General features: G+C 72.1%; 17 protein-coding genes and 1 tRNA gene. 3 read left to right on the top strand and 15 right to left on the bottom strand.

Annotated elements, in window-relative coordinates; genetic code table 11:
• Nucleotides 1-62: 62 nt before the first annotated feature.
• Nucleotides 63-941 (bottom strand): helix-turn-helix transcriptional regulator, encoded by an 879-nt coding sequence (locus ACFYW3_RS26275; RefSeq protein ID WP_351371891.1) that lies wholly within the window; start codon nt 939-941, stop codon nt 63-65.
• Nucleotides 942-1,292: 351 nt separating this feature from the next.
• Between ACFYW3_RS26275 and ACFYW3_RS26270 the strand changes: the two genes are divergently transcribed.
• On the top strand, nt 1,293-1,811 hold the full coding sequence (locus tag ACFYW3_RS26270; protein ID WP_389387515.1) for an ATP-binding protein: 519 nt from the start codon (nt 1,293-1,295) through the stop codon (nt 1,809-1,811).
• 123 nt (nt 1,812-1,934) lie between these two features.
• Here the strand turns inward: ACFYW3_RS26270 and ACFYW3_RS26265 are convergent, their stop codons facing one another.
• Nucleotides 1,935-2,180: a DUF397 domain-containing protein gene (locus ACFYW3_RS26265; protein WP_053678492.1), complete on the bottom strand. Its 246-nt coding sequence runs from the start codon at nt 2,178-2,180 to the stop codon at nt 1,935-1,937.
• A gap of 394 nt (nt 2,181-2,574) precedes the next feature.
• Nucleotides 2,575-4,635 (bottom strand): FUSC family protein, encoded by a 2,061-nt coding sequence (locus tag ACFYW3_RS26260; protein WP_389387514.1) that lies wholly within the window; start codon nt 4,633-4,635, stop codon nt 2,575-2,577.
• A gap of 212 nt (nt 4,636-4,847) precedes the next feature.
• Here ACFYW3_RS26260 and tatA point away from each other — a divergent pair, with 212 nt between their 5' ends.
• Complete coding sequence (gene tatA, locus ACFYW3_RS26255; RefSeq protein ID WP_389387513.1) at nt 4,848-5,042, top strand: Sec-independent protein translocase subunit TatA; 195 nt, start codon at nt 4,848-4,850, stop codon at nt 5,040-5,042.
• Nucleotides 5,043-5,093: 51 nt separating this feature from the next.
• On the opposite strand, the gene ACFYW3_RS26250 is transcribed toward tatA, so the two are convergent.
• The gene (locus ACFYW3_RS26250; RefSeq protein WP_389387512.1) at nt 5,094-6,263 is read right to left on the bottom strand and encodes a DUF2786 domain-containing protein; all 1,170 of its coding nucleotides are present in this window, start codon (nt 6,261-6,263) and stop codon (nt 5,094-5,096) included.
• A 94-nt stretch (nt 6,264-6,357) separates the two neighbouring features.
• On the opposite strand from ACFYW3_RS26250, the gene ACFYW3_RS26245 reads away from it, so the two are divergent.
• Nucleotides 6,358-8,133, top strand: a complete 1,776-nt coding sequence (locus tag ACFYW3_RS26245; RefSeq protein WP_389387511.1) for a bifunctional 3'-5' exonuclease/DNA polymerase — start codon at nt 6,358-6,360, stop codon at nt 8,131-8,133.
• Between the two features lie 158 nt (nt 8,134-8,291).
• Here ACFYW3_RS26245 and ACFYW3_RS26240 read toward each other — a convergent pair whose 3' ends face one another.
• The 11 genes from ACFYW3_RS26240 to ACFYW3_RS26190 form a co-directional block, all read right to left on the bottom strand.
• Nucleotides 8,292-8,792 carry a GNAT family N-acetyltransferase gene (locus ACFYW3_RS26240; protein WP_389387510.1) on the bottom strand — a complete coding sequence of 167 codons (501 nt, stop codon included), beginning with the start codon at nt 8,790-8,792 and terminating at the stop codon, nt 8,292-8,294.
• 627 nt (nt 8,793-9,419) lie between these two features.
• A tRNA-Thr gene (locus ACFYW3_RS26235) sits at nt 9,420-9,493 on the bottom strand.
• 170 nt (nt 9,494-9,663) lie between these two features.
• On the bottom strand, nt 9,664-11,250 hold the full coding sequence (locus ACFYW3_RS26230) for an alpha/beta hydrolase (RefSeq protein ID WP_351749438.1): 1,587 nt from the start codon (nt 11,248-11,250) through the stop codon (nt 9,664-9,666).
• Between the two features lie 209 nt (nt 11,251-11,459).
• The gene (locus tag ACFYW3_RS26225) at nt 11,460-12,671 is read right to left on the bottom strand and encodes a DNA polymerase III subunit delta' (protein WP_351749440.1); all 1,212 of its coding nucleotides are present in this window, start codon (nt 12,669-12,671) and stop codon (nt 11,460-11,462) included.
• Between the two features lie 147 nt (nt 12,672-12,818).
• The gene (gene tmk, locus ACFYW3_RS26220) at nt 12,819-16,046 is read right to left on the bottom strand and encodes a dTMP kinase (protein ID WP_389387509.1); all 3,228 of its coding nucleotides are present in this window, start codon (nt 16,044-16,046) and stop codon (nt 12,819-12,821) included.
• A gap of 246 nt (nt 16,047-16,292) precedes the next feature.
• The gene (gene topA / locus ACFYW3_RS26215) at nt 16,293-19,118 is read right to left on the bottom strand and encodes a type I DNA topoisomerase (RefSeq protein ID WP_351749443.1); all 2,826 of its coding nucleotides are present in this window, start codon (nt 19,116-19,118) and stop codon (nt 16,293-16,295) included.
• Nucleotides 19,119-19,396: 278 nt separating this feature from the next.
• Nucleotides 19,397-19,594: a hypothetical protein gene (locus ACFYW3_RS26210; protein WP_267799876.1), complete on the bottom strand. Its 198-nt coding sequence runs from the start codon at nt 19,592-19,594 to the stop codon at nt 19,397-19,399.
• Nucleotides 19,595-19,762: 168 nt separating this feature from the next.
• Complete coding sequence (locus tag ACFYW3_RS26205) at nt 19,763-21,277, bottom strand: methyltransferase (protein WP_351749445.1); 1,515 nt, start codon at nt 21,275-21,277, stop codon at nt 19,763-19,765.
• A 114-nt stretch (nt 21,278-21,391) separates the two neighbouring features.
• Nucleotides 21,392-21,955: a small secreted protein gene (locus tag ACFYW3_RS26200; protein ID WP_351749447.1), complete on the bottom strand. Its 564-nt coding sequence runs from the start codon at nt 21,953-21,955 to the stop codon at nt 21,392-21,394.
• A gap of 197 nt (nt 21,956-22,152) precedes the next feature.
• Nucleotides 22,153-24,555, bottom strand: a complete 2,403-nt coding sequence (locus ACFYW3_RS26195; RefSeq protein WP_389387508.1) for a sodium-translocating pyrophosphatase — start codon at nt 24,553-24,555, stop codon at nt 22,153-22,155.
• 586 nt (nt 24,556-25,141) lie between these two features.
• The gene (locus ACFYW3_RS26190; RefSeq protein WP_389387507.1) at nt 25,142-25,582 is read right to left on the bottom strand and encodes an ATP-binding protein; all 441 of its coding nucleotides are present in this window, start codon (nt 25,580-25,582) and stop codon (nt 25,142-25,144) included.
• Nucleotides 25,583-25,589 lie beyond the last annotated feature (7 nt).

Below are 25,589 nucleotides of genomic sequence, written 5' to 3'. Positions count from 1 at the left end.
CGCTGCACCGGAGACCGATCGGTCATCGCCATGCACTGATCAGACGTCATAGTACGTGCGGATCAAGACAGTTGGAGCAGTCCGCGCAGGAGATCGCGGGTCCGGTCCGCGTCGGGGCAGTCCTCCTGGAGCCGCTCCATGGCTCGCGTGTACTGACCCACTTCCTCTTCTTTGTCCAGGTAGAGGGCACTGGTGAGCTGTTCCAGATACACGATGTCCTGGAGATCGGACTCCGGGAACCGCAGCAGTGTGAAGGCTCCGCTCTCGCCCGCGTGCCCGCCGAAGGAGAAGGGCATGACCTGAAGTTGCACGTTGGGCCGCTGCGAGACCTCGATGAGGTGTTCCAACTGCCCGCGCATCACGTCGCGGTCGCCGTACGGGCGACGCAGCGCGGCCTCGTCGAGGACGGCGTGGAAGACCGGGGCGCTCTCCGACACGAGGACCTTCTGGCGCTCCAGGCGCAGGGCGACGCGGCGGTCGATCTCGCCGGGCGTGGCTCCGGGCATGCCGCGCTTGACGACGGCGTGCGCGTAGGCCTCGGTCTGCAGCAGTCCATGGACGAACTGGACCTCGTAGATGCGGATGAGCGAGGCGGCGCCCTCCAGTCCGACGTACGTCTGGAACCACCCGGGCAGCACGTCGCCGTAGCTGTGCCACCAGCCCGCGGCGTTGGCCTCGCGGACCAGTCCCAGGAGGGACTCCCGCTCCGCGCCGTCGGTCACTCCGTAGAGCGTCAGGAGGTCCTCGACGTCTCTTGCCTTGAAGCTCACCCTTCCCAACTCCAAGCGGCTGATCTTCGATTCGGATGCGCGGATCGAGTAGCCGGCCGCCTCACGGGTGATGCCGCGGGATTCTCGGAGTCGCCTGAGTTGTGAGCCCAGGAGGATGCGGCGCACCACGGAACCGCCGGCGTCTGCGGTCACTAGTCCTGCCCTCCCCATCGCAATGGTGTGCGCGTGGTCTGCGCGGTGTGTCGCGTCCCGGGGCCCCCGAACCCCAGGGCCCGCAGTCTGCCACCAAAACGCTATGACCCGTACTCGTTCTGTAACGGAATCCGGCGTCCCGGAAAAGAAGTCCGTAAGTATGCGTAGGAAGAAATGAGCAAGAACCGTCACGGGAGGGGACAGGTCCGGCGCGTGCACGTGCATCTGCCCTTGCATCCGGCTTCGGCATTCGGAACGATGGTCCCGCGCACCTGCGTTCTTCTTCGCGCAGGAGCCGGACCGACCCACCCCGCAGTTCTTTCTGGACGACAGCCGCCGCTCCGTCCGCGAATCCCGGGAGTGCCTCGCATGGGGACGAATGGATCGACCATGCTCGAGCCGTTACGGCAGGGGCTGCCCCCGGTCGACCCCACGGCTGTCTCCGGGTCCGCCTCCTGTGCCCTGCCCGCCCGCTTCGAGGCCGTGCGCGGGGCCCGTTCGTTCACCCGGTCGACGCTCTCGCAGTGGGGTCTCGACGACCGGTTCGACGATGTCTCCCTCGTCGTCTCCGAGCTCGTCACCAACGCGCTGCGCCATGCCCTGCCCGACGAGGACAGGGTGGGACGCCCGGGTTCGGACGTGCCGGAGCCGCCGGTTCGGCTGCACCTGATGCGGTGGAGCACCCGGTTGGTCTGCGCGGTGCGGGATCCCAGCGAGGACCGGCCGGGCGGGGCGTTCTCGCCGGAGCGGGCCGAGGAGAACTTCGACCTGGAGTCCGGGCGGGGGCTGTTCCTGGTGGACTCCTACAGCGACAGCTGGGGTTGGCACCCGCTCACCGGGCGGCTGACCGGCAAGGTCGTCTGGGCGCTCTTCATGCTCCAGGACTGACCTCCGGTCACCCGGGTTTCCACGCGGGACATTTCAGCGCATGAACGGCAACCGGCCGGGATTGATCCTTTCGATCAGTCCCGGCCAGTGCACGTGCATGGCTTGATCATTGCGCCGTTCCGGTCAGGCGATCAGATGGTCGAACTCGCCGTCCTTGACGCCCAGGAGCAGCGCCTCTATCTCCGCCGGCGTGTAGACCAGAGCCGGACCGTCCGGGAATCGAGAATTGCGCATGGCGACGTCGCCGCCCGGCAGTCTCGCGAACTCGACACAGGAACCTTGCGAGTTGCTGTGTCTGCTCTTCTGCCAGGTCAGCCCGTACAAGGAAGCGAGTTCTGCAGCTGCCATCCCGTTGTACGCGTGGTCCACAGGAAGCCCCCGATAGTGCAGATGTCAACTGCACCGGATCATAGCTGTGTTCATAAGCAGCTGCATGGGCAGATGCACGTGCACGGAGGGTGCTGTGGTCGTCACCGGACCCCCCGTCACATTCGTCACAGAGGCAACCCCCGCATTCGCCGCGGGAGCGACCCCCGCATTCTCCCGGGAGGGCCCGGCGCATTCGCGCGGGGGGCCTCCCTCACGGTCTCGGTGAACGGGCAGGTCGGTGAGCGGGAACGGGAAGGTGGCGCCGGTGACCCGCCTCGGTGAACGGGGAGGCGCCGCGGGTGGGCCGTGTCGGTGAGCGGGGAGGCGCCGCGGGTGGGCCGCCTCGGTGAACGGCAAGGCGGCGCCGGTGGCCCGTGCCCTCAGGTCCGCAGCCTCAGGTCCGCAGCGCCTCGGACACCTCGTCCAGCGCGTCCAGGAGCTGTACGCCTGCCGAGCGCAGGACACCCGGGTCCCGGGCGCCCCACACCGGCGCGCCCTCCTCCGTCACCAGCGCGCGCACGCGCTCCCAGCCCGGCACGCCCCGCTCCCGTACCTCCTTCGCCCCCGCCTCGGTGTCGGCGCGCACCGCCTCGGCCAGGGCCGCCGCACCGGGCACCGGTGCCTGGGAGCGGTCCGGCAGGTGGGCCTCCAACAGCATCGCGTTGCGCCCGAAGGCGGCCACCGCCTCGCCCGCGCCGTCGGCCGCCGCACGGGACAGCCCCCGGTGGCGCACCGGTTCCCCGGCCGCCCGGTCCACGGCGTCCTGCCAGTCGATCCGGGCGTCCCGGGCGGCCAACAGCGCGGTGCGCACGTCGGCCCGCCGGGCGTCGGCCGGGGCCGCGTAGTGCCCCAGCACGGCCGCCGCGTACCGTCCGTCGGCCGCGATCCAGTCGGCGAGGCGGGTCCGCAGCCTCGGGGTCTCCCAGGCCGGGTAGAGGGCGTAGGCGAGCATCGCGAGGAGTCCGCCGACCAGGGTGAGCGCGACCCGGTCGGGCACGGTCTGGTCCCAGCGGACACCGCCCATGCCGAGCAGGAACACCACGTACGCGGAGACGCAGACCTGCGAGACGGCGTAGCCGGTGCGCATCAGGACGTACATGAGGCCCGCGCTGACCACCGCGAGGAACCCGGACAGGTACATCCCCGGCTGCGCGAGCTGCACGATGCCGGTGGCGACGGCGACCCCGACGAGGGTTCCGGTGAAGCGGGCCACGGCCCGCGCGTACGTCTGGCTGAAGTCCGGCCGCATGATCATGACGGAGGCCATCGGGGCCCAGTAGCCGTGCCCGAACGGCAGGGCCTGCCCGATGAGGTAGCCGGCGCAGGCCACGGCGGTGACCCGCACGGCGTGCCGCAGGATCGGCGAGTCGGGGTGCAGTTCGGCCCGTACGGACCTCAGGACCGTCGGCACCAGCGCGGTGAGGGTGGGCCGCAGCATCGACTCGTCGGGGGCGACGAGCCGGCCGGAGCGGGGCTCGGCGGTCTCCAGCACGTCGTCCAGCAGCGCGGCGAGCCGACGCGCGGCCCGCTGCGGCGCGCCGGTGAGGAGGTCCGCCGTGTCGGGGGACTTCAGCACGGCCAGGGCCGGCGCGGGCAGGCGTACCGGGTCCCCGTGCCGGATCGCCCGCGCGGCGGCGTCCAGCACCGTGCCGGCGGCGTCCAGCAGTTCCCGTACCCGGTCCCGCGCCGGGCCCTCGGCCGGCGCCCCGACGGCCGGGTCGGCGAGGGAGGCCAGGACGGGCCGGACCCGTTCGGCGAGCCCCCGCGCCCCGTGCAGTTCGGCGGGCCGGCGACGGGCCTGACGCGCGGTCACGGTGGCGGCGTCCCGGGCCCGCATCAGGGGTTGCGGGTCGAAGGCGCAGACGGGGTCGTGGCGCAGCCGGCGGGCGTAGTCGGCCTCGGCGGCGAGGGCGTCGGCCAGGGCGTCGCGCTGGGCGCCCCAGCGGCGGATCGGGAACAGCACGATCAGCAGGGCCTGCACCACCCCGCCGGCGGCGATCATCGCGGCGTGCCCGGCGGCCTGCGCGACGGAGGTCGGCAGGGTCACGGTGACGAGCATGACCGCGACGTTGCCGGAGGCGATGATCCCGGCGGTGGGACCGGCCGCCCAGAGCAGGCCCGCCGCGAAGGTCCAGACGGCGAGCAGGGCGAGGAACAGTCCGGTGTGCGAGGAGCCGACGAGGTAACCGACGAAAGTGGAGACGGCCAGGGTCAGCCCGGAGGCGAGCGCGAGGACGGGACGCGGGCGCCAGCTCTTCTGGAAGGTGGCGATGGCGGCCATGAAGGCGCCGAACGCGGAGCTGGCGGCCGCTCCGGGGCCCAGGAAGGCGAGCCCGAAGCCGATCACGATCGCGAGGCCGACGGCGGCGCGGAGGGCGACGAGCGGTTCGAGGCGGGTGCGTTCGACCTTCATGCCGGTCCGGGCGGTGTGCTTCAGCGCCCGGAGCCAGCTCATGGGGTCGAGCCTAAAGCCCTTTCAGGACTTCTTCAGATTTGTACAGGTATGGCACATGGCTGTTCCATAAGGCGGATCATCACAACCGTCACGACCATCTCGACCGCCACGACCCTCACGACCCTCACGACCCTCACGACCGTCACGACCGGCACGACCGGCACGACCGTCACGACCCTCACATCCGCGATCGTCCGAAAGGTGGGTACTCCATGCTCCGCAACGCCCTTGAGCCCTGGCACCTGATCGTGCTGCTCGTCGTCTGCCTGCTGGTGTTCGGATCGAAGAAGCTGCCCGACATGGCCCGCTCGCTGGGCCGGTCCATGCGGATCCTGAAGTCGGAGACGCGGGCGTTGCGCGCGGAGGACTCCCCCGCGCCGGGCCCGACGCCCCCGACGGGGCTCTGAGGCGGGGCGGGGCTGCGGGGGGGCAGGGCAAATCGGGCAGGGCGGCGAGGCTCACCCCCGCAGGGAGCGGCGCTTGCCCCCGCCCACCCTCGCCCGGTCGGCGGCCGCCGTGCCGTCCTCCCATCCCGCCAGGTCGGTGGCGCCGCGCAGCCGGGTCGTGGTCGTACGGGGGAACATCTCCTCGGCCCGGGAGCTGACCGCCACGTCGCGGGCCACCAGGGCGGGCAGGTTGTCGGGGGCCTCGGAGGCGGTGTGCTCGGCCGTCTCGGCCAGCCGCTGACCCAGCCGGCTCGCGTAGGCCAACAGGAACGACTGCCGGAACGTCTTGGTTCGCTTGCGGCCGCCGGAGCGCTGCGCCGCCTCCGCCCGGGTCATCGCCGCCGTCCCCTGCACCAGCAGCGAGGTGTAGAGCAGTTCCACCGCCTCCAGGTCGCTCTCGAAGCCGACCACCGTGGAGAACTCGAAGCCGCTGTTCCACACCGCACGACAGCGGTTCGCGGTGGAGACCGCGTCCAGCAGCACCGCCTTGGCCTCTTCGTACGGGGGCTCCACCCCGATCCGGCAGGCGCCGGGCCGCCGGTCGGGCCCGGCGCCGCGCGCGGCCAGCAGGGCCTCGTCCACCGTGTGCCGGGCCATCAGCTCCTGGGCCTTCGCGCTGAGCGCCTCGGCTTCCTCGGGGAAGTTCGTCGCCTCGGCCTTCGCCAGCAGCGCGCGGATCCGCCCCAGCATGCGGGGTTCGATGTGGGTGTGCTCCAGGGCGTCCGTCGGGTCGCCGGGAAGCGGCCCGACGGGCTCGATGGAGGGCAGCCGGATCAGCAGCCGGAACACCTCCAGGACGGAGGTCGCCAGGGAGAACCGGTCCGTACGCTCCCGCGCCGCGAGGGCGTCGCCGTACCCGGTGTCGTCCCCCCACCACACCTCGGCGTCGGTCCACCGCTCGGGCAGGCGCGCGTACCGCCGCGCCTCGGCGGCGACCAGGTCCCCCGTGATCCGCACGTGCGCCTCGTCGAGGTCCCGGCGCACCAGTCGCACCACGTCGGCCGGCTGCCAGCCCCGCTCCCAGGCCTGCCGTACGTACCCCTCCCCGCGCGCCAGCAGTTCCCGCGCGGCCCCGCTCCAGCGGGCCGTGTCGGCGGCGAGCAGCGAGGCCCCGGTGTCCAGGCCACTGTCGCCGTCGGCGTACAGGGCGGCTTCACAGGCACGGTCGACGATGTCTCTCACCGCTCCAGCTTGGCACGACCCACCGGGGCCACCGCCGCGCAGGTCGGACAGGGGTGCGGGACCCCTGTCACACCCCGGTGGGACACTCGCGGACATGACCGACCGCACCCCCCGCTGGGCCCTCGCCGAGGACGGAGACGGCTGGTGGCACGCCACGCCCATCGAGCCCGGCGGGACGGGCGGGCGCGGCGGAGCCGGCGAGTCGGGTGGGCTCGATGGGGGTGGCGGGTCGGGTCGGCTCGATGGGGGCGCAACGGCGACGGCCGGGGTGCCGCCGGTGCGCACGCGGCAGGTCGCCGAGGCCGTACGGGCGGCGCCGGACGGCACCCGGTGGGTATGGCGGTCCACCGCCGCCGTGTATCCGCGCCTGCTCGCCGCCGGGGTACGCGTCGAGCGGTGCTACGACATCGAGAACGCCGAACTGCTGCTGCTCCGCCACGAGGGCCGCTTCGGCGAGCCCCGCTCGGCCGCCGCCGCCTGGGCCCGGCTGGAGGGCAGGCCCGCTCCGCCGGATCCCCCGCAGCGGGCCGCCGAACCCGGTGCCCAGGACTCCCTCTTCGACCCGCAGCCCGCCCCGGTCCCCCTGGACGCCCTGCTCGCCGTCCACGCCGACCAGGTGCGACGGCACGACGCCACCGCCCACCCCGACCGGATGCGGCTGCTCACCACGGCCGAGTCGGCCGCGTTCCTGGTGGCCGCGGAGATGCACCGCTCGGGACTTCCCTGGCGAGCCGACACGCACCGCGCCCTGCTCACCGAGTTGCTCGGCGAACGGTACGCGGGCAGCGGGCAGCCCCGCCGGCTCGCCGAGCTGGCCGACGAGGTGTCGGCCGCGTTCGGTCGCCGGGTGCGCCCCGATCTGCCCGCCGACGTCATCAAGGCCTTCGCCGAAACCGGGATCAAGCTCAAGTCCACCCGACGCTGGGAGATCCAGGAGCTGGACCACCCGGCCGTGAAGCCGCTGGTCGAGTTCAAGAAGCTGTACCGGATCCACACCGCCCACGGCTGGTCCTGGCTCGCGGACTGGGTCCACGACGGCCGCTTCCGCCCCGAGTTCATCCCCGGAGGCACCCTGACCGGCCGCTGGGTCACCAACGGCGGCGGGGCCCTGCAGATCCCCAAGGTGATCCGGCGGGCCGTCGTCGCGGACCCCGGCTGGCGGCTCGTCGTCGCGGACGCCGACCAGATGGAGCCCCGGGTGCTGGCCGCGATCTCCCGCGATCCGGCGTTCATGGAGGTCGCGGGTCGTCCCGAGGATTTGTACACGTCCATCTCCCGACAGGGCTTCTCCGGGGACCGGGACATGGCCAAGCTGGCCGTCCTCGGCGCGGTGTACGGGCAGACCTCGGGCGACGGCCTCAAGAACCTGGCCGCGCTCCGACGCCGCTTCCCCCGGGCCGTGGCGTACGTCGACGACGCCGCCCGGGCCGGCGAGGAGGGGCGACTCGTACGGACCTGGCTCGGCCGGACCTGCCCGCCTCCGGTCTCCTCCGCCGACACGGACCCGGACGGCGAGGCCGGCGTGCCGCAGGACCGGGACGACGGCTGGACCCCGAGCTACGCCTCGACCAACACCCGCGCGCGCGGCCGGTTCACCCGTAACTTCGTCGTCCAGGGCAGCGCGGCGGACTGGGCGCTGCTGCTGCTCGCGGCGCTGCGGCAGTCCATCGCCGCCGCTGGAATGTGGGCCGAGCTGGTGTTCTTCCAGCACGACGAGGTCATCGTGCACTGCCCGGCGGAGGAGGCCGAGGCCGTCGCGGAGGCCATCCGAGCGGCCGGCGACCGGGCCGGGCGGATCGCCTTCGGCGACACCCCGGTCCGGTTCCCGTTCACCACGGCGGTCGTGGAGTGCTACGCCGACGCGAAGTGACCGCCCCGGCGCGGCGACAGCGTGACGGGGGTGGCCACGGCCACACCAGAACGTTTCACGTGAAACACCGCCGGCACGAAGGGCGTTCGGGGCGCTGGACGTTCGGGCCTTGACGCTCGGGGAGCGGGGACGGGAGCGGTTGCGGGGGCGGGAGCGGGTCAGTCGAGGCTGTGGAAGTAGACGTGGAACGCGTCGCGTTCGAAGCCCTCGGACTCGTACAGCCCCTGGGCGATGTGGTTGTCGTAGGCGGTCTCAAGCTGCACACCTGCGACCCCGGCCTCGGCCGCGCGGCGCAGGACCTCGCGCAGCAGTGCCCGGCCCGCGCCGGTACGCCGGCCGGCCGGGGCGACGTAGAGGTCGTACAGGATCCAGATGGGCCGCATGGCGAGTGAGGAGAAGGTCCGGTAGACCTGGGCGAAGCCGACCGTCCCGATCTCCGGGACATCGGCGAGGAGGACGAGCGACTCGTCCTTGCGGATGCGTTCGGCAAGAAATGCGCGCGGCTGGTCGGGGTCCTCGACGGTCACCTCGTAGAAGTCCAGATAGCCGCGGAACAGCTCGGCGGCGATCGGGACGTCCGCCTCGCCCGCGACGCGCAGGACGACCCCGGCGCCTTCCTGCGGGGACCGGTTGGCGTGCTCCGCCGGCTGACCGTGCATGTCTGTTCTCCCTCGTCCGTTCCTCGCGGACGACCCTAATCCGCGGGCGCCACAGGCCGCATCGCCCTGCCCACCTGAAGTTTTCCAGGGAGGACCACGTGGGGAGCAGGGTGGGCGAGAGCGGCAGCACGATGGCCGCCCCCACGCCTTGGACGACCCGCGCGACGATCAGCGCGCCGCCCCCGGGTGCGACGGCCGTCGCGGCCGAGACCCCGATGGAGAACGGCAACCCGACGGCGAAGTCCCGGAGCCGGGCGGCACGTTCGCCGAGCGCCACGCCGACATCATCAGCACCGCGAAGCAAGGATGGAGGTGTTGATCGCCCAAAAAGCCGGCCAGGCCGGTGACCAGGAGGGCGGCCTCCGGAGGTGGCCGAAACGCTCCACGCGGCGCGGAGCACCGCGTGGGAGCTCGTCGAGCAACCAGGTTCGACGCCGAGAAGACCACCGAGACCGCACGGCGACAGCTACGGGGCCGGGGCGCCACCGATGTGGCCACAGCGACAGGGAAGCCGAACGGCGATGCGAAAGCCGCACAGGTCGCGAGTCCCACCGACCCATGCGCCGACCGGCCCCGGAAAAAGCAAAAGCCCCAGGTCACGGCGAGTGAGTCCTGAGGCTTCTACAGAGCCGCCTTCGGGATTCGAACCCGAGACCTACGCATTACGAGTGCGTTGCTCTGGCCAACTGAGCTAAGGCGGCACCGCTGGGAGACAAGAATTCCCCCGAAGGGACGCTCTCATCAGCAGCGGCGCCAAGTCTACAGGGTTAAACCGGGTGCCCTGAACCGGGTTGCCCGGGGTTCAAAAAATGGCCACAAAGCCGGACGGAATGGCCGCTCGCGCAGGGCCGATGTGCCGCGCGCGGGCCCGTCAGCACGTGGTGCCGTCCTTCGGCGCCTTGCCCTCCAGCAGGTACGTGTTGATCGCCGTGTCGATGCAGTCGCTGCCGCGTCCGTACGCCGTGTGCCCGTCGCCGTCGTACGTCAGGAGCGTGCCCGAGTCGAGCTGCCCCGCCAGGGACTGCGCCCACTTGTACGGGGTCGCCGGGTCCCGGGTGGTGCCCACCACCACGATCGGCGCGGCGCCCTTGGCCTCCAGCGCCCGCGCCGACCCGGTCGCCTTCACCGGCCAGTACGTGCAGTTCAGCGAGGCCCAGGCCAGCCCCGCGCCGAAGACCGGCGAGGCCTTCTCGAAGGAGGGCAGCGCCGCCTGGACCGCCTCCGGCCCGGAGAAGGCCGGCGGCTGGTCGAGGCAGTTCACGGCGGCGTTGGCGAACATCAGGTTCGCGTACGTGCCGTCCGCCTCGCGTTCGTAGTAGCTGTCGGCGAGCGCCAGCAGTCCGGCCCCGTCGCCGTTCATCGCGGAGGTGAGCGCCTCGCGCAGTTGCGGCCACGCGCTTTCGTCGTACAGCGCGGCGATCACCCCGGTCGTCGCCAACGACTCCCCGAGGGGGCGGGCCGGGTCGCCCGAGGGCACCGGCTGTGCGTCCACCTTGCGGAAGAACTCCTTCAGCCGCTGCGCCACCGCGTCCGGGTCGCCCGAGCCGAGCGGGCACTCCGGCTGCTTCGCGCAGTCCTTGGCGAAGGACCGGAAAGCCGTCTCGAATCCCGCCGTCTGGTCCCGGTTGAGTTCGAGGGCGGGCCTGGACGGGTCCATGGCCCCGTCCAGGACCAGCCGACCGACCCGGCCCGGGAAGAGGTCCGCGTACGTCGCGCCCAGGAACGTGCCGTACGAGGCCCCGACGTACGACAGCTTCTCGTCGCCCAGCGCCGCTCTGAGGATGTCCATGTCGCGTGCGGCGTCGACGGTGGAGACGTGCGGCAGGACCCGCTGCGAGCGCGTCTTGCAGCCCTCCGCGAACTTCTTGAACGCCGCCACCAACTGGGCCTGCTCGGCCTTGTCGTCCGGCGTCTGGTCCACCTGGGTGAACCGGTCCATCTCCGGTCCGGACAGGCACTCGACGGGGCTGCTGCGCTCCACCCCGCGCGGGTCGAAGGACACCATGTCGTACCGGGCGCGCACGGCTGCCGGGTAGCCGATGCCCGCGTACGCCTGGAGGTACCCGATGCCCGACCCGCCGGGGCCGCCCGGATTGACGACGAGCGAGCCGAGCCGCTTGCCCGGGCCGGTGGCCACGCGGCGGGCCACCGCGATGTCGATGGACTGCGCCGAACCGGGGGTGCCGGGGTTCGCGTAGTCCAGCGGTGCCTTCATGGTGGAGCACTGGAAACCGGGGACACCGCAGTCGCGCCAGCTCAGCTTCTGCTCGTAGTAGGGACGCAGCGCGGCCGGGACGACGGCCGGCGCGGCCGTACCGGTGGACTTCGGCGCGGAACTCCCGGACGAGGACGCGGCGGCGCGGGTCCCCCCGGATCCCTCCGAGGTGCACCCGGCAAGCAGCAGCCCGGCGGCTGCGATCACGGTTCCGGTGGTGCGCAGCAGGCGACTGGTGTCCATGCGGCGAGCCTAAGGCCTGCCGGAGCACCCGGCCGGGTGCCGTGGGACCGGGCCGGCCGACCGCAGCGCCGGGCACGGGCCGCCGCCCGGCGCGGGCCGGGAGTGTCCGGCCGCCGCGCCGGAACGCTCGTACGGGTGAACAGGTCAACGGACTCGGGGCGACGAACGGCGGTCGACGAACACCCGCCGGCGCCGTCCGGCCGCACGGTTCAGCCCGCGCGCAGCGCCATCGTCATGGCCTCGACGGCGAGCAGCGGGGCCACGTTCCGGTCGAGGGCCTCCCGGCAGCCGATGATCGCCTCGATGCGCCGCAGCGTGCGCTCCGGGCCCGAGTCCCGGGCGATCCGGTCCAGGTCGGCCCGCATCTCCTCATTGGCGATGGCGAGGCCCGAACCGAGCTGCAGGGCCAGCACGTCCCGGTAGAAGCCGGTGAGGTCGGTGAGCGCCAGGTCGAGGCTGTCGCGCTGGGTACGGGTGCGGCGGCGCTTCTGCCGGTCCTCCAGCTCCTTCATGACACCCGCGGTGCCCCTGGGCATCCTGCTGCCCGCGCCCGCTCCGGCCCCGAGCGCGGCCCGCAGTTCCTCGGTCTCCTTGGTGTCGACCTCTTCCGCGAGGTACTTGGCGTCCTCGGCGGCGGCGTCGACGAGCTCCTGGGCGGCCTTGAGGCAGTCGCCCACGTCGTTCACCCGGAGCGGCAGTCTGAGCACGGCGTTGCGCCGTGATCGGGCGGCTTCGTCGGTGGCCAGTCGGCGGGCCCGGCCGATGTGACCCTGCGTCGCGCGGGCGGCCGCGGCGGCGAGGGCGGGCTCGATGCCGTCACGGCGCATCAGCACTTCGGCGACGGCGGCCACGGGTGGAGTGCGCAGGGTCAGGTGCCGGCAGCGGGAGCGGATGGTGGGCAGCACGTCCTCCAGGGAGGGCGCGCACAGCAGCCACACCGTCCGCGGAGCCGGTTCCTCCACGGCTTTGAGCAGGACGTTGCCGGCGCCTTCGGTGAGTCGGTCGGCGTCCTCCAGGACGATGACCTGCCACCGCCCGACGGCCGGCGACAGCTGAGCCCGGCGGACCAGCGCCCGGGTCTCCTTCACACCGATGGACAGCAGATCGGTACGGACGATCTCCACATCGGCGTGCGTCCCGATCACGGTGGTGTGGCAGCCGTCGCAGAAGCCGCAGCCCGGCTCCCCGCCGAGGGCGCGGTCGGGGCTGGTGCACTGGAGGGCCGCCGCGAAGGCGCGCGCGGCGGTGGCCCGCCCCGATCCCGGCGGGCCGGTGAACAGCCAGGCGTGGGTCATCCGGGACCCGGGGGGCAGCGGCGTCCCGTCCGACGTGGCCGTGACCTGGGCGTCGGCGTCACGGGCGGCGGCAGCGAGCTGCGTCTGCACGCGCTCCTGACCCACCAGGTCGTCCCATACGGGCATCCCGCCCACCACCTTTCACTGTCCGTGCGTACCTGTGCACATTCTGACGGACGGCACTGACACCGACGGCGCCCGCACCACCCGCGTCTCGCGCCCCACCAGCACCCACTCAGGCCGGGGGCCGAGGGCCGAGGAGCCGAGACCCGCTCAGCGGCGGCGACCCCGGCGGTCCTCGTCGTCCTCGTCATCGTCCTTGCGCGTGCCCAGCAGTTCGTCAGCCAGGGTCGGAAGGTCGTCCATCGGGGTCGCCTCGGCCCAGTCCGACGGCGCCCGACGCGGCCGCCCCTCGTCGTCGACGACGGGAAGCTCGCGGGTCACGTCGTCCTCGCGGTCCGCGTTCGCACCCCGACCCCGCTGCCCCGGCTCCCGGAAGATGTCCGAGGGCACCCGGTCGGCGGGGTTCTCCTGGGGGCGGCGGGCCGTCGGCCGGGAGGCGGACGGGGCCTGACCGGAGGACGCCGACGCCGATCGAGCGGGACCCTCGGCCGGGCCCGCGTCACGAACCGGCGGCAGCACCGAGGTCTCCGCGGCCGGGTCGACCTTCGGCACGGGCACCGTCTGGGTGACGTCGTCGGGCTGCACGAACCGCTTGACCACCGGGGTCTCCACCGTGATGGCGTCGTCCGGGTGCGGGTTCTTGCGCATGCCGACCTTCGGCGCGGGAGCCTGCTCCGGGGCGTCGGCGGGCGCGGGTGCCGGGGCGGGCGGCGCAGCGGCGGCCTGGGCAGCCGCCCGAGCCGCCGAGGCGGCGGCCGAGGCCTCCGCCAACCGGCGTGCCTCTTCAGCCCTGAGCAGGGCCTCCTCGGCGCGACGCTGCTTCTCCAGCCTCCGGTCCTCGGCCTCGGCGCGCAGCCTGGCCTCTTCCTCCGCCTGGGCGCGCAGCCGCTCGGCCTCCGCCGCGCGGGCCTTCTCCTCGGCTTCCGCGCGCAGTCGCTCGATCTCGGCCCGTGCCCGGGCTTCCTCGGCGACGCGCCGCCGTTCCTCTTCCGCCTTGCGGGCGGCCTCGGCCTCGGCGAGCCGCCGTGCCTCCGCCGCCTCGGCCTCGGCCTTGACGCGGGCCTCCTCGGCCTCGCGGGCCTTGCGAGCCTCCGTCTCGACGCGCAAGCGCTCTTCCTCGGCCTTGCGCGCCGCCTCTTCCTCGGCCTTGCGCTTCGCCTCGGCCTCGGCGAGCCGCCGGGCTTCGAGCTGCGCGGCGATCTCCTGCTCGGAGAGCGGCAGCATCCGGTCCAGGCGGTGTCGGACGACGGTGGTCACCGAGCCCGGGTCCTGGCCCGCGTCCACCACCAGATAGCGCCCGGGGTCGGCCGCGGCCAGCGTCAGGAACCCGGAGCGCACGCGCCGGTGGAACTCCGCGGGCTCCGACTCCAGCCGGTCCGGTGCCTCGGTGAACCGTTCCCGAGCCGTCTCCGGCGACACGTCGAGCAGCACGGTCAGGTTCGGTACGAGCCCACCCGTGGCCCACCGGGAGATACGGGCGATCTCGGTCGGGGACAGGTCGCGGCCGGCGCCCTGGTAGGCCACCGAGGAGTCGATGTAGCGGTCGGAGATGACCACGGCGCCCCGCTCCAGGGCGGGCCGGACCACGGTGTCCACGTGCTCGGCACGGTCGGCGGCGTACAGCAGCGCCTCGGCGCGGTTCGACAGCCCGGCCGAGGACACGTCGAGCAGGATCGAGCGCAGCCGCTTGCCGACCGGGGTGGCTCCCGGCTCGCGCGTGACGACGACCTCGTGGCCCTTGCCCCGGATCCAGTCGGCAAGAGCCTCCACCTGGGTGGACTTGCCGGCGCCGTCACCGCCTTCCAGGGCGATGAAGAAGCCGGTGGTGAAGGGGGCCTGGAGCGGTTCCCCGCCGCGCAGCGCCTCGCGCAGGTCGCGGCGCAGCGGTACTCCGCTGCGGTCGTCGGCCTTGGTCAGCACGACCACGGCGACGGGCAGCAGCAGGGCGCCGACCAGCATCAGGGTGAAGGCGGCGCCGCCGTGGGAGAAGACGACCTCGCCGCCGGTCAGCCGGTGCGGGCCGATCGCGGCGGCCAGCAGCGGGGCGACCACCGCCCCGACGGCAACGGCCACCCGCACGACGGCCTGGAGGTGCTCGGTGAGCCGGGCCCGACGGAATTCCTCGGTCTCCTGGTCCAGCAGGGTGTGCGCGGTGTTGGCGGCGGTACCGGCGGCGGTGCCCGCGAGCAGGGCCAGGAACAGCCCGGTCGCCATGTCCGGGACCAGCCCGACCAGCAGCAGCGCGAGCCCGGTCACCGCTATGGCGAGGGCGAGCAGCCGGCGCCGTGACAGGGCGGGCAGGATCTTGCCGGCCTGGGTCGCGCGGATGCCGAGGCCGGTGCCGCCGACCAGCGCGAGGACCAGCAGGGCGTACGAGGCGGGTCCGCCGCCCAGGTCGAAGCCGTGCAGTACGGACACGGAAGCGGCGGAGGCCACCGCTCCGGCGACGGCGGCGCAGGCCAGGACGAGCAGTGGGACGGCGCCCGTACGGCCCTTGTCGGGACGGTCGCCGGCCTTGGGGGCGCGCAGTCCCTCCAGCGGGGAGCGCGGGCGCGGGGTCTTCGTACCGGGCAGCACCAGGGGAAGCAGCAGTGACACGGACGCGGCGAAGAGACCGGCCGCCACGTAGGAGCCCAGGGCGGCCTGGTTCGCGGCGAACCACTCGACGCCGAGGCCCAGCGCACGGCCGACCAGCGTCGAGGCGAGCAGTGCGGCGGCCGCGACGGGCAGCGCCGCGAAGGCGGTGCGCAGGGTCAGGCGCCGCAGCGTGTCGAGGTGGTCCGGGAGCGGCCGTACGGTCGCCCCCTCCGGCGGCGGCGGGGGCAGCAGGGCCGGAGCCGCGCTGTCCTTGGCCAGCGTCCACAGCCGTTCGGCGGCCCCCGACACGAAGACGGTGGCCAGCAGCGCGGTCATGGCGTGCGCCGGGATCCAGTCCAGCCAGAGCGGGGCGACGACGAACAGTGCGATCCGGACCCCGTCGGCGCCGACCATCGTCCAGCGGCGGTCGAGCTTGCCCCCGGGGGCGGTCAGCTTGGCGAGCGGCCCGAGGAGCACGGCCCCGAAGAGCACGGTGGCCACGACCCGGGCCCCGAACACGGCGGCGACGGCCAGGGCCGCTCCGCGGTACCCGTCCCCGAAGGTTCCCTGGGAGACCGCCGCCTGATAGGCCAGCAACACCAGGACCAACAGGGCGAGGGCATCGCCGATGCCGCTCACCAACTGGGCACTCCACAAACGCCGCAGTCTGGGGGTGCGCAGCAGGGCTCGCACCGCGCGCTCGCGGGAGTCCGCGGCCAGGGCTTCGTCGTAGGTGGCGTTCTCGTCGGCGGTCTCGGTGTCGGTGTCGGTCACGACCGTCGGCTGCTCGGCTCGCGTCATCCGCCCAGCCTATCCGCTGTGCTTCGTGGCTGCGGAGGCCTGTGGACAACCCCGGGTGTGACCCCGCACCCACCCCTCCGGCCGGCCCCGACACCGGCCCTTCCCGGGAAAACCGAAGGGCCCCCGCGCAGTATGCGCGGGGGCCCTTCACGGCTCGGCTCGGCTCGGCTCGGTTCACGTCGCTCGACCGCTCGACCGCTCGACCGCTCGACCGCTCGACCGCTCGACCGCTCGACCGACCGGAGGCTAGTCGTCCGACGCCGCCGGAGCGGTCGTCGCCTTCTTGGCGACCGTCTTCTTCGCGGCCGTCTTCTTGGTCGCCGTGGCCTTCTTCGCCGTCGTCGTCTTCTTGGCCGCCGTCTTCTTGGCGGTCGTCGTGGCCTTCTTGGCGGGCGCCTTCTTCGCCGGGGCCTTCTTGGCCGTCTTCTTCGCCGGCCCCTTCGCCCGCTTCTCCGCGAGCAGTTCGTAGCCGCGCTCCGGCGTGATCGTCTCGACGTCGTCGTCCCGCCGCAGCGTCGCGTTCGTCTCGCCGTCCGTCACGTACGGACCGAAGCGGCCGTCCTTGACCACCACCGGCTTCTCGCTCACCGGGTCGGTGCCCAGTTCCTTGAGCGGGGGCTTGGCCGCGGCCCGTCCGCGCTGCTTCGGCTGCGCGTAGATGGCGAGCGCCTCGTCCAGCGTGATCGAGAACAGCTGGTCCTCGGTCTCCAGGGACCGCGAGTCCGTGCCCTTCTTCAGGTACGGGCCGTAGCGGCCGTTCTGGGCCGTGATCTCCACGCCCTCCGCGTCGGCTCCGACGACCCTGGGCAGGGACATCAGCTTGAGCGCCTCGTCCAGGGTGACCGTGTCCAGGCTCATCGACTGGAACAGCGAGGCCGTCCGCGGCTTGACCGCGTTCTTGCCGGTCTTCGGCGTGCCCTCGGGCAGGATCTCCGTGACGTACGGCCCGTAGCGACCGTCCTTCGCGACGATCTGGTTCCCGCTGACGGGGTCGGTGCCCAGCTCGAACTCGCCGCTCGGCTTCGCGAAGAGTTCCTCGGCGTACTCGACCGTCAGCTCGTCGGGAGCCATGTCGTCCGGGACGTCGGCCCGCTGGTGGCCTTCCGCGTCCTTCTCGCCGCGCTCCACGTACGGCCCGTAGCGGCCGACGCGCAGCACGATTCCCTCGCCGACGGGGAAGGAGGAGATCTCCCGGGCGTCGATGGCGCCGAGGTCGGTGACGAGTTCCTTGAGTCCACCGAGGTGGTCCCCGTCGGCCGGTACGACCTCGGACGCGTCCTCGGCGCCGAAGTAGAACCGCTTCAGCCACGGCACGGACTGGGCCTCGCCCCGCGCGATGCGGTCGAGGTCGTCCTCCATCTTCGCCGTGAAGTCGTAGTCGACGAGCCGGCCGAAGTGCGTCTCCAGCAGGTTGACCACGGCGAACGACAGGAAGGACGGCACGAGGGCCGTGCCCTTCTTGAAGACGTAGCCGCGGTCGAGGATGGTGCCGATGATCGACGCGTAGGTCGAGGGGCGGCCGATCTCGCGCTCTTCCAGCTCCTTGACCAGCGAGGCCTCGGTGTACCGGGCCGGCGGCTTGGTCGAGTGGCCGTCCACCGTGATCTCCTCGGCCGACAGCGCGTCGCCCTCGGCGACCTGCGGCAGCCGCTTCTCACGGTCGTCGAGCTCGGCGTTCGGGTCGTCCGCGCCCTCGACGTAGGCCTTCATGAAGCCGTGGAAGGTGATCGTCTTGCCGGACGCGCTGAACTCGGCGTCACGGCCGTCGGCGGCACGCCCACCGATCTTCACGGTCACGGAGTTTCCGACCGCGTCCTTCATCTGGGAGGCGACGGTCCGCTTCCAGATGAGTTCGTACAGACGGAACTGGTCGCCGGTCAGGCCGGTCTCGGCCGGAGTGCGGAAACGGTCACCCGAGGGGCGGATCGCCTCGTGCGCCTCCTGCGCGTTCTTGACCTTGCCGGCGTACACGCGCGGCTTCTCCGGCAGGTAGTCGGCTCCGTAGAGCTGGGTGACCTGCGCTCGCGCCGCGTTCACCGCGGTGTCGGAGAGCGTCGTGGAGTCGGTACGCATATAGGTGATGAAGCCGTTCTCGTACAGCTTCTGCGCCACCTGCATCGTCGCCTTCGCACCGAAGCCGAGCTTGCGCGAGGCCTCCTGCTGGAGCGTCGTCGTGCGGAACGGGGCGTACGGGGAGCGGCGGTACGGCTTCGACTCGACCGAGCGGACGGCGAACGAGGCGCTCTCCAGCGCGGCGGCGAGCGCCCGCGCGCCGGCCTCGTCGAGGTGCAGGACCTCGCTCTTGAGCTTGCCGTTCGAACCGAAGTCGCGGCCCTGGGCGACGCGCTTGCCGTCCACCGTGTTCAGGCGGGCGACCAGCGTCGAGGGGTCGGAGGCGTCACCGGCGCGGCCGGTGCCGAAGGTGCCGGTCAGGTCCCAGTACTCGGCGGAACGGAAGGCGATGCGCTCGCGCTCCCGCTCGACGACGAGGCGGGTGGCCACCGACTGGACGCGGCCCGCCGACAGCTTCGGCATGACCTTCTTCCACAGGACCGGCGAGACCTCGTAGCCGTAGAGGCGGTCGAGGATGCGTCGGGTCTCCTGGGCGTCGACCATGCGCTGGTTGAGCTCGCGCGGGTTGGCGACGGCGTCGCGGATCGCGTCCTTGGTGATCTCGTGGAAGACCATCCGGTGGACGGGGACCTTGGGCTTGAGGACTTCCTGCAGGTGCCACGCGATGGCTTCGCCCTCGCGGTCCTCATCGGTGGCGAGGAAGAGTTCGTCGGACTCGGCCAGCAGCTCCTTGAGCTTCCTGACCTGGGCCTTCTTGTCCGCGTTGACGACGTAGATCGGCGCGAAGTCGTGTTCGACGTCCACGCCGAGGCGACGGACCTCGCCGGTGTACTTGTCGGGAACCTCGGCCGCGCCACTGGGGAGGTCGCGGATGTGCCCGACGCTCGCCTCGACGACGTATCCCGGGCCGAGGTAGCCCTTGATCGTCTTCGCCTTGGCAGGGGACTCGACGATGACGAGTCGGCGGCCGCCCTTTGCGGTCTCGCTAGTCGGGGACAACTTGGCTCTTCTCTCCGGTCGGCACTCGGTCGCGGTACGGCGACGCTGCGGAGTGTGACGGTACAACCCGCACCCGTGTCAAACGGCACAAGCCCGCAACGGCCACTCGAACGGTAACCCGACAAGTGCCGTTTCTGCCGCCCGGATGCCACGGCGGACCCCTCGCGGTCACCGGGCAGAGTGGCCCGGGGGCCGTCTGGCCCCCGCCCGCGCACCGCCTCCGGGCCCTTCCGACGTCGGGTTTCCCACTCGGAGGAACAGCATCGGGTACGGCCGCCTCAGAACCGCTGGAGGCACCAGACGCCGAGGGCCAGCGAGCCGGATCCGGACAGGAGCGCGAGGGGCACGGCGACGGCGGGGCGTACGCCCTCGGCCACCGGCGCACGGTGCAGGGCACGCGCCCCCGTCCAGCCGAGCAGAGCGGCTCCGAACAGCAGGAACACGAGCGCGGAGAAGATCGCCGGACCGCGTTCCATGCCGTTCCCCCCTTGCGTTCGGGCCGCTTCGGGATCCCCCCGGATCCCGCTTCCCGGGAGCCTGCCGGCCGAGGGGGTACGGCAGGCGAACCCCGGGTTACATCACGGCTTCGACATCGGCGCCCGCCGCCCGGCCCCGCCCGCCGTCCCGGTCGTGCCGTCCCGGACCTACGGCGCGGGATCGCGCACGGGATCCAGGAAGCCCTGCTCCACCAGCATCCGGATCGCCTCCGGGGTCCGGTCCCGGAGCACCACCGGGTCCTCCTGCATCAGCTGCGCGATGGCGTCCAGGATCCGGCCCGCGCTGAGTGAGCCGTCACACACTCCGGCGAACCCGGCCCCGACGGTGTCCACCTTCGTGGCCCGGCGCATTCCGCGGTTCTGCCGGAGCACGACGTGCTCGGGGTCCTCCGCCCCGGGCGCGCCGACCTGCTCCTGAACGATCTCCTCGGCCAGGACGAAGTACCCCGACAGCAGCGCCGCGTCGTCGTGTTCGCGCAGGTAGTCCTGGCGTGCGAAATGCGCCAGGACGGCCTCGCCCAGCGGCTGCTCCACCGAGTGCGGCCATTCCTCGACCACGATCGACGGCTCGGCCGCGTCCGTACGGCGCAGAGTGATCCAGCCGAAGCCGACCGCCTTGGTCTTGCGGGCCTCGAACTCGTCCAGCCAGTCCGCGTAGCGGCGCTCGTACTCGGCGGGATCGCCGCGGTGGTCGCCCGCGTCCCTCAGCCACAGTTCCGCGTACTGCGTCACGTCCTGCACATCGCGCTGCACGATCCACGCGTCGCAGCCGCGGGGCACCCAGGAGCGGAGCCGATCGTGCCAGTCCTCGCCCTCGACGTGCTGCCAGTTGCCGAGGAACTGCGCGTACCCGCCCGGGTTCAGGTGCTCAGCGGCCTGCTGGACCAGGGTCCGGCACAGGTCGTCGCCGCCCATGCCGCCGTCGCGGTAGGTGAGGCGGGCGCCGGGGGAGATCACGAAGGGCGGGTTCGACACGATCAGGTCGTAGGTGGTGTCGCCGACCGGCTCGAAGAGGGAACCGGCGAGCAGTTCGGCCTCGGCCTCCCCGGACAACGCCAATGTCAAACGGGTGAACTCCAGGGCCCTCGGGTTGACGTCGGTGGCCGTGACCCGTGTCGCGTGCCGGGCCGCGTGCAGGGCCTGGATGCCCGATCCGGTGCCGACGTCGAGCGCCGAGCCCACGGGGACGCGGACGGTGATTCCGGCCAATGTCGTGGAGGCGCCGCCGACTCCCAGGACCACGCCTTCTTCACGACGGCCGATGCCGCCGGCCCCGCCCACGGCGCAACCGAGGTCGGAGACGATGAACCAGTCCTCGCCGTCCGGGCCGCCGTACGGGCGCACGTCGACGGTGGCGTACACCTCGTCGCCCTCCCGCCGCAGCCAGCCGTCCTCCAGCGCCGCGTCGACGGGAAGCGCCGCGCGGGCGTGTCCGTACGACACGGGCTGCCGGAGCAGGAACAGCCGGACCAGGCTCGCGAGCGGGTCGTCCGCGCGGCCTCGGGTGGCACGCAGGGCGGGGACCGTCTCGCTGCGGGCCAACGCGGCGTAGGCGGGGGCGCCGAGCAGATCGAGCAGCCCGTCGGCGGTGAAGCCGGCGGCCAGCAGGGCGGAGCGGAGCGCGGCGGCACGGTCGGGCGAGGGAAGGCTGGTGGTACTCACGCGTCCATTGTGGCCGCTGCCTCCCGCAATCGGGGCGGCCCACCCCGGGCATTCGGTGCGTCCGTGCGCGCGACGGCGGCGGAGCCGGGGTCCACCGGCCCCGCCGCGACGGCGCTAACCGGCCGTCGTCGTCTGGACCTGGCAGCCCGGCTGACCGTTCATCGCCTTGTCCAAGCCTCCCGTCTTCAGCTTGTTCAAGGCTTCCTTGCCGCCCTGGGTCGCCGCCTCCAGTCCGCCGGCCACCTCCTTGAGGCCCTCGGCGAACTTCGTCTGGTCCTTGACGTCGAGGGCGTCCATCTTGACCTTGAGGTCGGCGTAGCCCTTGGAGGTCGCCGCGAAGCCCTGGACGGCGGCGCTCTGCGTCTGCTCGCCGCCCTTGACCGGCGGAACTCCCGCCCCGGTCAGGGCGGTGCCCATCGACTTGTAGGCGTCGGACATGACCTGGAACGCCGCCGAGTCGGTCTGCTGGACCTCCTCCGGCTTGCTGCTCTCCGTGGCCACGCGCTTGATGTCGACGTTGGAGCTTTCGATCTTCTTGAGTTGGGGTCCCCACGCGTCACAGACCTTCTTGGCCCACGCGTCGGTCTTCTTCTGCCCGTCGTCCTCGCCGCCGCATCCGGACAGCACGAGCATCAGCACCGCACCGCCGGACACTGCGGCCGCAAACTTCTTGTTCACCGGATTGGTCCCTTCGAAGACTCTCGGCCCGGAAGATACACGCCCACCCTGGGCGGACACGGAAAGGCGGACGGGCGACGCGTCAGTCCGCGCCGCCCGTCCGCCGTTCGGGCGTACCCTCGAACCCCGTGCGGCACAGGGCCGCAGGCCGTTCGGGGCACCGGCCGGGAGCCGTTCGGAGCCCGTCTCGGAGTGGGTCAGGAAACCACCGCGGGATCTGTGGGCTGCGCCACTCGCTCGGCCGTGCCGTCCTCGCCCTCGTCGCCCACCGCGATGCCGCGCCGCTTGGACACGTACACCGCGCCGATGATGACGGCGATGGCCAGGACCGCGACGACCGCCCGCACGGTCGGGCTGGTGTCGTCGCCGTAGCTGAACTGCACGATGGCCGGGGCGATCAGCAGGGCCACCAGGTTCATCACCTTGAGCAGCGGGTTGATGGCCGGGCCGGCGGTGTCCTTGAACGGGTCGCCGACGGTGTCGCCGATGACGACCGCGGCGTGGGCCTCGCTGCCCTTGCCTCCGTGGTGACCGTCCTCGACGAGCTTCTTCGCGTTGTCCCACGCGCCGCCGGAGTTGGCGAGGAAGACTGCCATCAGGGTGCCGGTGCCGATGGCGCCCGCGAGGAACGAGCCGAGCGCGCCGACACCGAGCGAGAAGCCCACCGCGATCGGGGTGAGCACGGCGAGCAGGCCGGGCGTGGCGAGCTCGCGCAGCGCGTCCTTGGTGCAGATGTCCACGACGCGCCCGTACTCGGGCTTCTCGGTGTAGTCCATGATCCCGGGGTGCTCGCGGAACTGCCGGCGCACCTCGTAGACGACGGCGCCCGCGGAGCGGGAGACGGCGTTGATGGCGAGTCCGGAGAACAGGAACACGACGGCCGCGCCCAGGATCAGCCCGACCAGGTTGTTGGGCTGCGCGATGTCGAGGCTGAGGTTCATCTCCCCGGCCTTGGCACCGACTTGCTTGACCGCGGTGGCGATGGCGTCGTTGTACGAGCCGAAGAGCGCGGCGGCGGCGAGCACGGCGGTGGCGATCGCGATGCCCTTGGTGATGGCCTTGGTGGTGTTGCCGACGGCGTCCAGGTCGGTCAGGACCTGTGCGCCGGCGCCTTCGACGTCGCCGGACATCTCGGCGATGCCCTGCGCGTTGTCCGACACCGGTCCGAAGGTGTCCATGGCGACGATGACGCCGACGGTGGTCAGCAGGCCGGTGCCGGCCAGGGCCACCGCGAAGAGCGCCAGCATGATCGAGGTGCCGCCGAGCAGGAAGGCCCCGTACACGCCGAGGCCGATCAGCAGCGCGGTGTAGACGGCGGACTCCAGGCCGACCGAGATGCCGGCGAGGACGACGGTGGCCGCGCCGGTCAGCGAGGACTTGCCGATGTCCCGTACGGGGCGCCGGCTGGTCTCGGTGAAGTAGCCGGTCAGTTGCTGGATCAGGGCGGCGAGCACGATGCCGATGGCGACGGCGACGACGGCAAGGATCCGCGGGTCTCCGGAGTGGTTGAGGATCGCCGGGTCCTCGACGCCGACGAGCTCCTTGTAGGTGGACGGCAGGTACGCGTAGACGGCGATCCCGACGAGCACCAGGGAGATCGCGGCGGAGATGAAGAAGCCGCGGTTGATGGCGGTCATCCCGCTGCGGTCGGACCGACGCGGGGACACCGCGAAGATGCCGATCATGGCGGTGACGACGCCGATGGCGGGGACGATCAGCGGGAACGCCAGGCCCAGGTCGCCGAAGGCGGCCTTGCCGAGGATCAGCGCGGCCACGAGGGTGACGGCGTAGGACTCGAAGAGGTCGGCCGCCATGCCGGCGCAGTCGCCGACGTTGTCGCCCACGTTGTCGGCGATGGTCGCGGCATTGCGGGGGTCGTCCTCCGGAATGCCCTGCTCGACCTTGCCGACCAGGTCGGCGCCGACGTCGGCGGCCTTGGTGAAGATGCCGCCTCCGACACGCATGAACATGGCGATCAGCGCGGCGCCGAGCCCGAAGCCCTCCAGGACCTTGGGGGCGTCTGCGGCGTAGACGAGCACGACGCAGGAGGCGCCGAGCAGGCCGAGGCCGACGGTGAACATGCCGACGACGCCACCGGTGCGGAAGGCGATCCTCATGGCCTTGTGGGCCACTTCGGTCAGGTCCTTGGCGGGTTCGCCCTCGGCGGGGGTCGCCTCCCGTGCGGCGGCGGCCACGCGGACGTTCGCGCGGACCGCGAGGCGCATGCCGATGTAGCCGGTGGCGGCCGAGAAGAGCGCGCCGACGAGGAAGAAGGCGGAGCGGCCCGCCCGCTGCGACCAGTCGTCGGCGGGGAGCAGGAAGAGCAGGAAGAACACCACGACGGCGAAGACGCCGAGGGTGCGCAATTGCCGTCCGAGGTAGGCGTTGGCGCCTTCCTGAACGGCGGCGGCGATCTCCTTCATGCCGGTGGTGCCCTCGTCGGCGGCGAGTACCTGGCGGACCAGGATCTGCGCGACGACGAGTGCGAGAAGTGCGACCGCTGCAATCACGATCACGATGAGCCGATTGTCATCGGTGAGTACTGCGGCGGCCAGATCGGAGTTGCCGATCGGCGCGTTGGGGGTGAAGAGCCCCGTCATTCGTCCTCCTTGACGTGATGAGCTCAAGATGTGGACGGATTGTAGGGAGCGCGACCTGATCAAAACAGTGGGCGGGAAACGTAATTGGCCTGCTCTTGCTCCTCAGCAATGGATCACGTCACTCCATTACCCTCGAAAGTAGTAATGGGGCAAAGGCATTGACGCGTGGTCATCGTTCCGGGAATTCATGCCCGGGCAGCGGAAAAGGCCCTGCGGAGCAGGGCCTTCGAAGATCGGACGATGTGAAAGTAGTCCCCGTCCGGAGAGGGTCCATCCGGCACGCGACGCGGTACGAACCCATTCGTCGGACGCGACACGACGGGAAGCGGAGAGCGGGGAGACGTGCGTGATCCGGCGCCCGGCAGGTCCGGCGCCCCCGGCAGGCCCGGCGTACGGGCGGATGTGACGTCAGACGGGCGGATGTGACGTCAGATGGGTGGGTGTGGCGTCAGACGGGCGGGTGTGACGCAGAGCGGATCGGGCACCAGGGCGGATCCGGCACCAGGACACCGGAAAGATCCGATGCGCCGGCCGAAAATCGACCCTCAAGGGGCCGTTCCAGTGACACAGGGCCCGACAAGGGCCCCTAAGGGAGTGCGGAGACCTTCGCCACGGGCCAGCTCATCCTGATGGTGCCGCCCCCTTCCCCGCTGGTCACCTCGACGTCGTCGACGAGCCCACTGATCACGGCGAGGCCCATCTCGTCCTCGCCCTCGTTGTCCGGGTCCAAGGCGGCGGCGATGCCCGACACGGCCTCCGCGGAACCGCCTGCCGGACCGGGCACGTCGTCGCCGACCTCGATGGAGAAAACCTTCTCCTCCTCGGTCAGGACGACCCGGACGGGCCCGGTCAGACCGTTGTTGCGGTGCAGCCCGACGGCGCGCGAGCAGGCCTCACCCACGGCGAGGCGAACCTCGTCGAGGACGGCTTCCTCCACCCCGGCCCGGCGCGCCACGGCGGCCGCGACCAGGCGGGCCGTCCGGACGTGTTCGGGCTGGGCGCTGAAGCGCAGTTCAACGGTGGCCATGCGCGTC

This window comes from Streptomyces sp. NPDC002602, from assembly GCF_042889445.1.
Classification (GTDB): Bacteria; Actinomycetota; Actinomycetes; order Streptomycetales; family Streptomycetaceae; genus Streptomyces.
The sequence above is the reverse complement of the archived record's forward strand: the minus strand, read 5'-3'. Positions and strand labels throughout refer to the sequence as shown.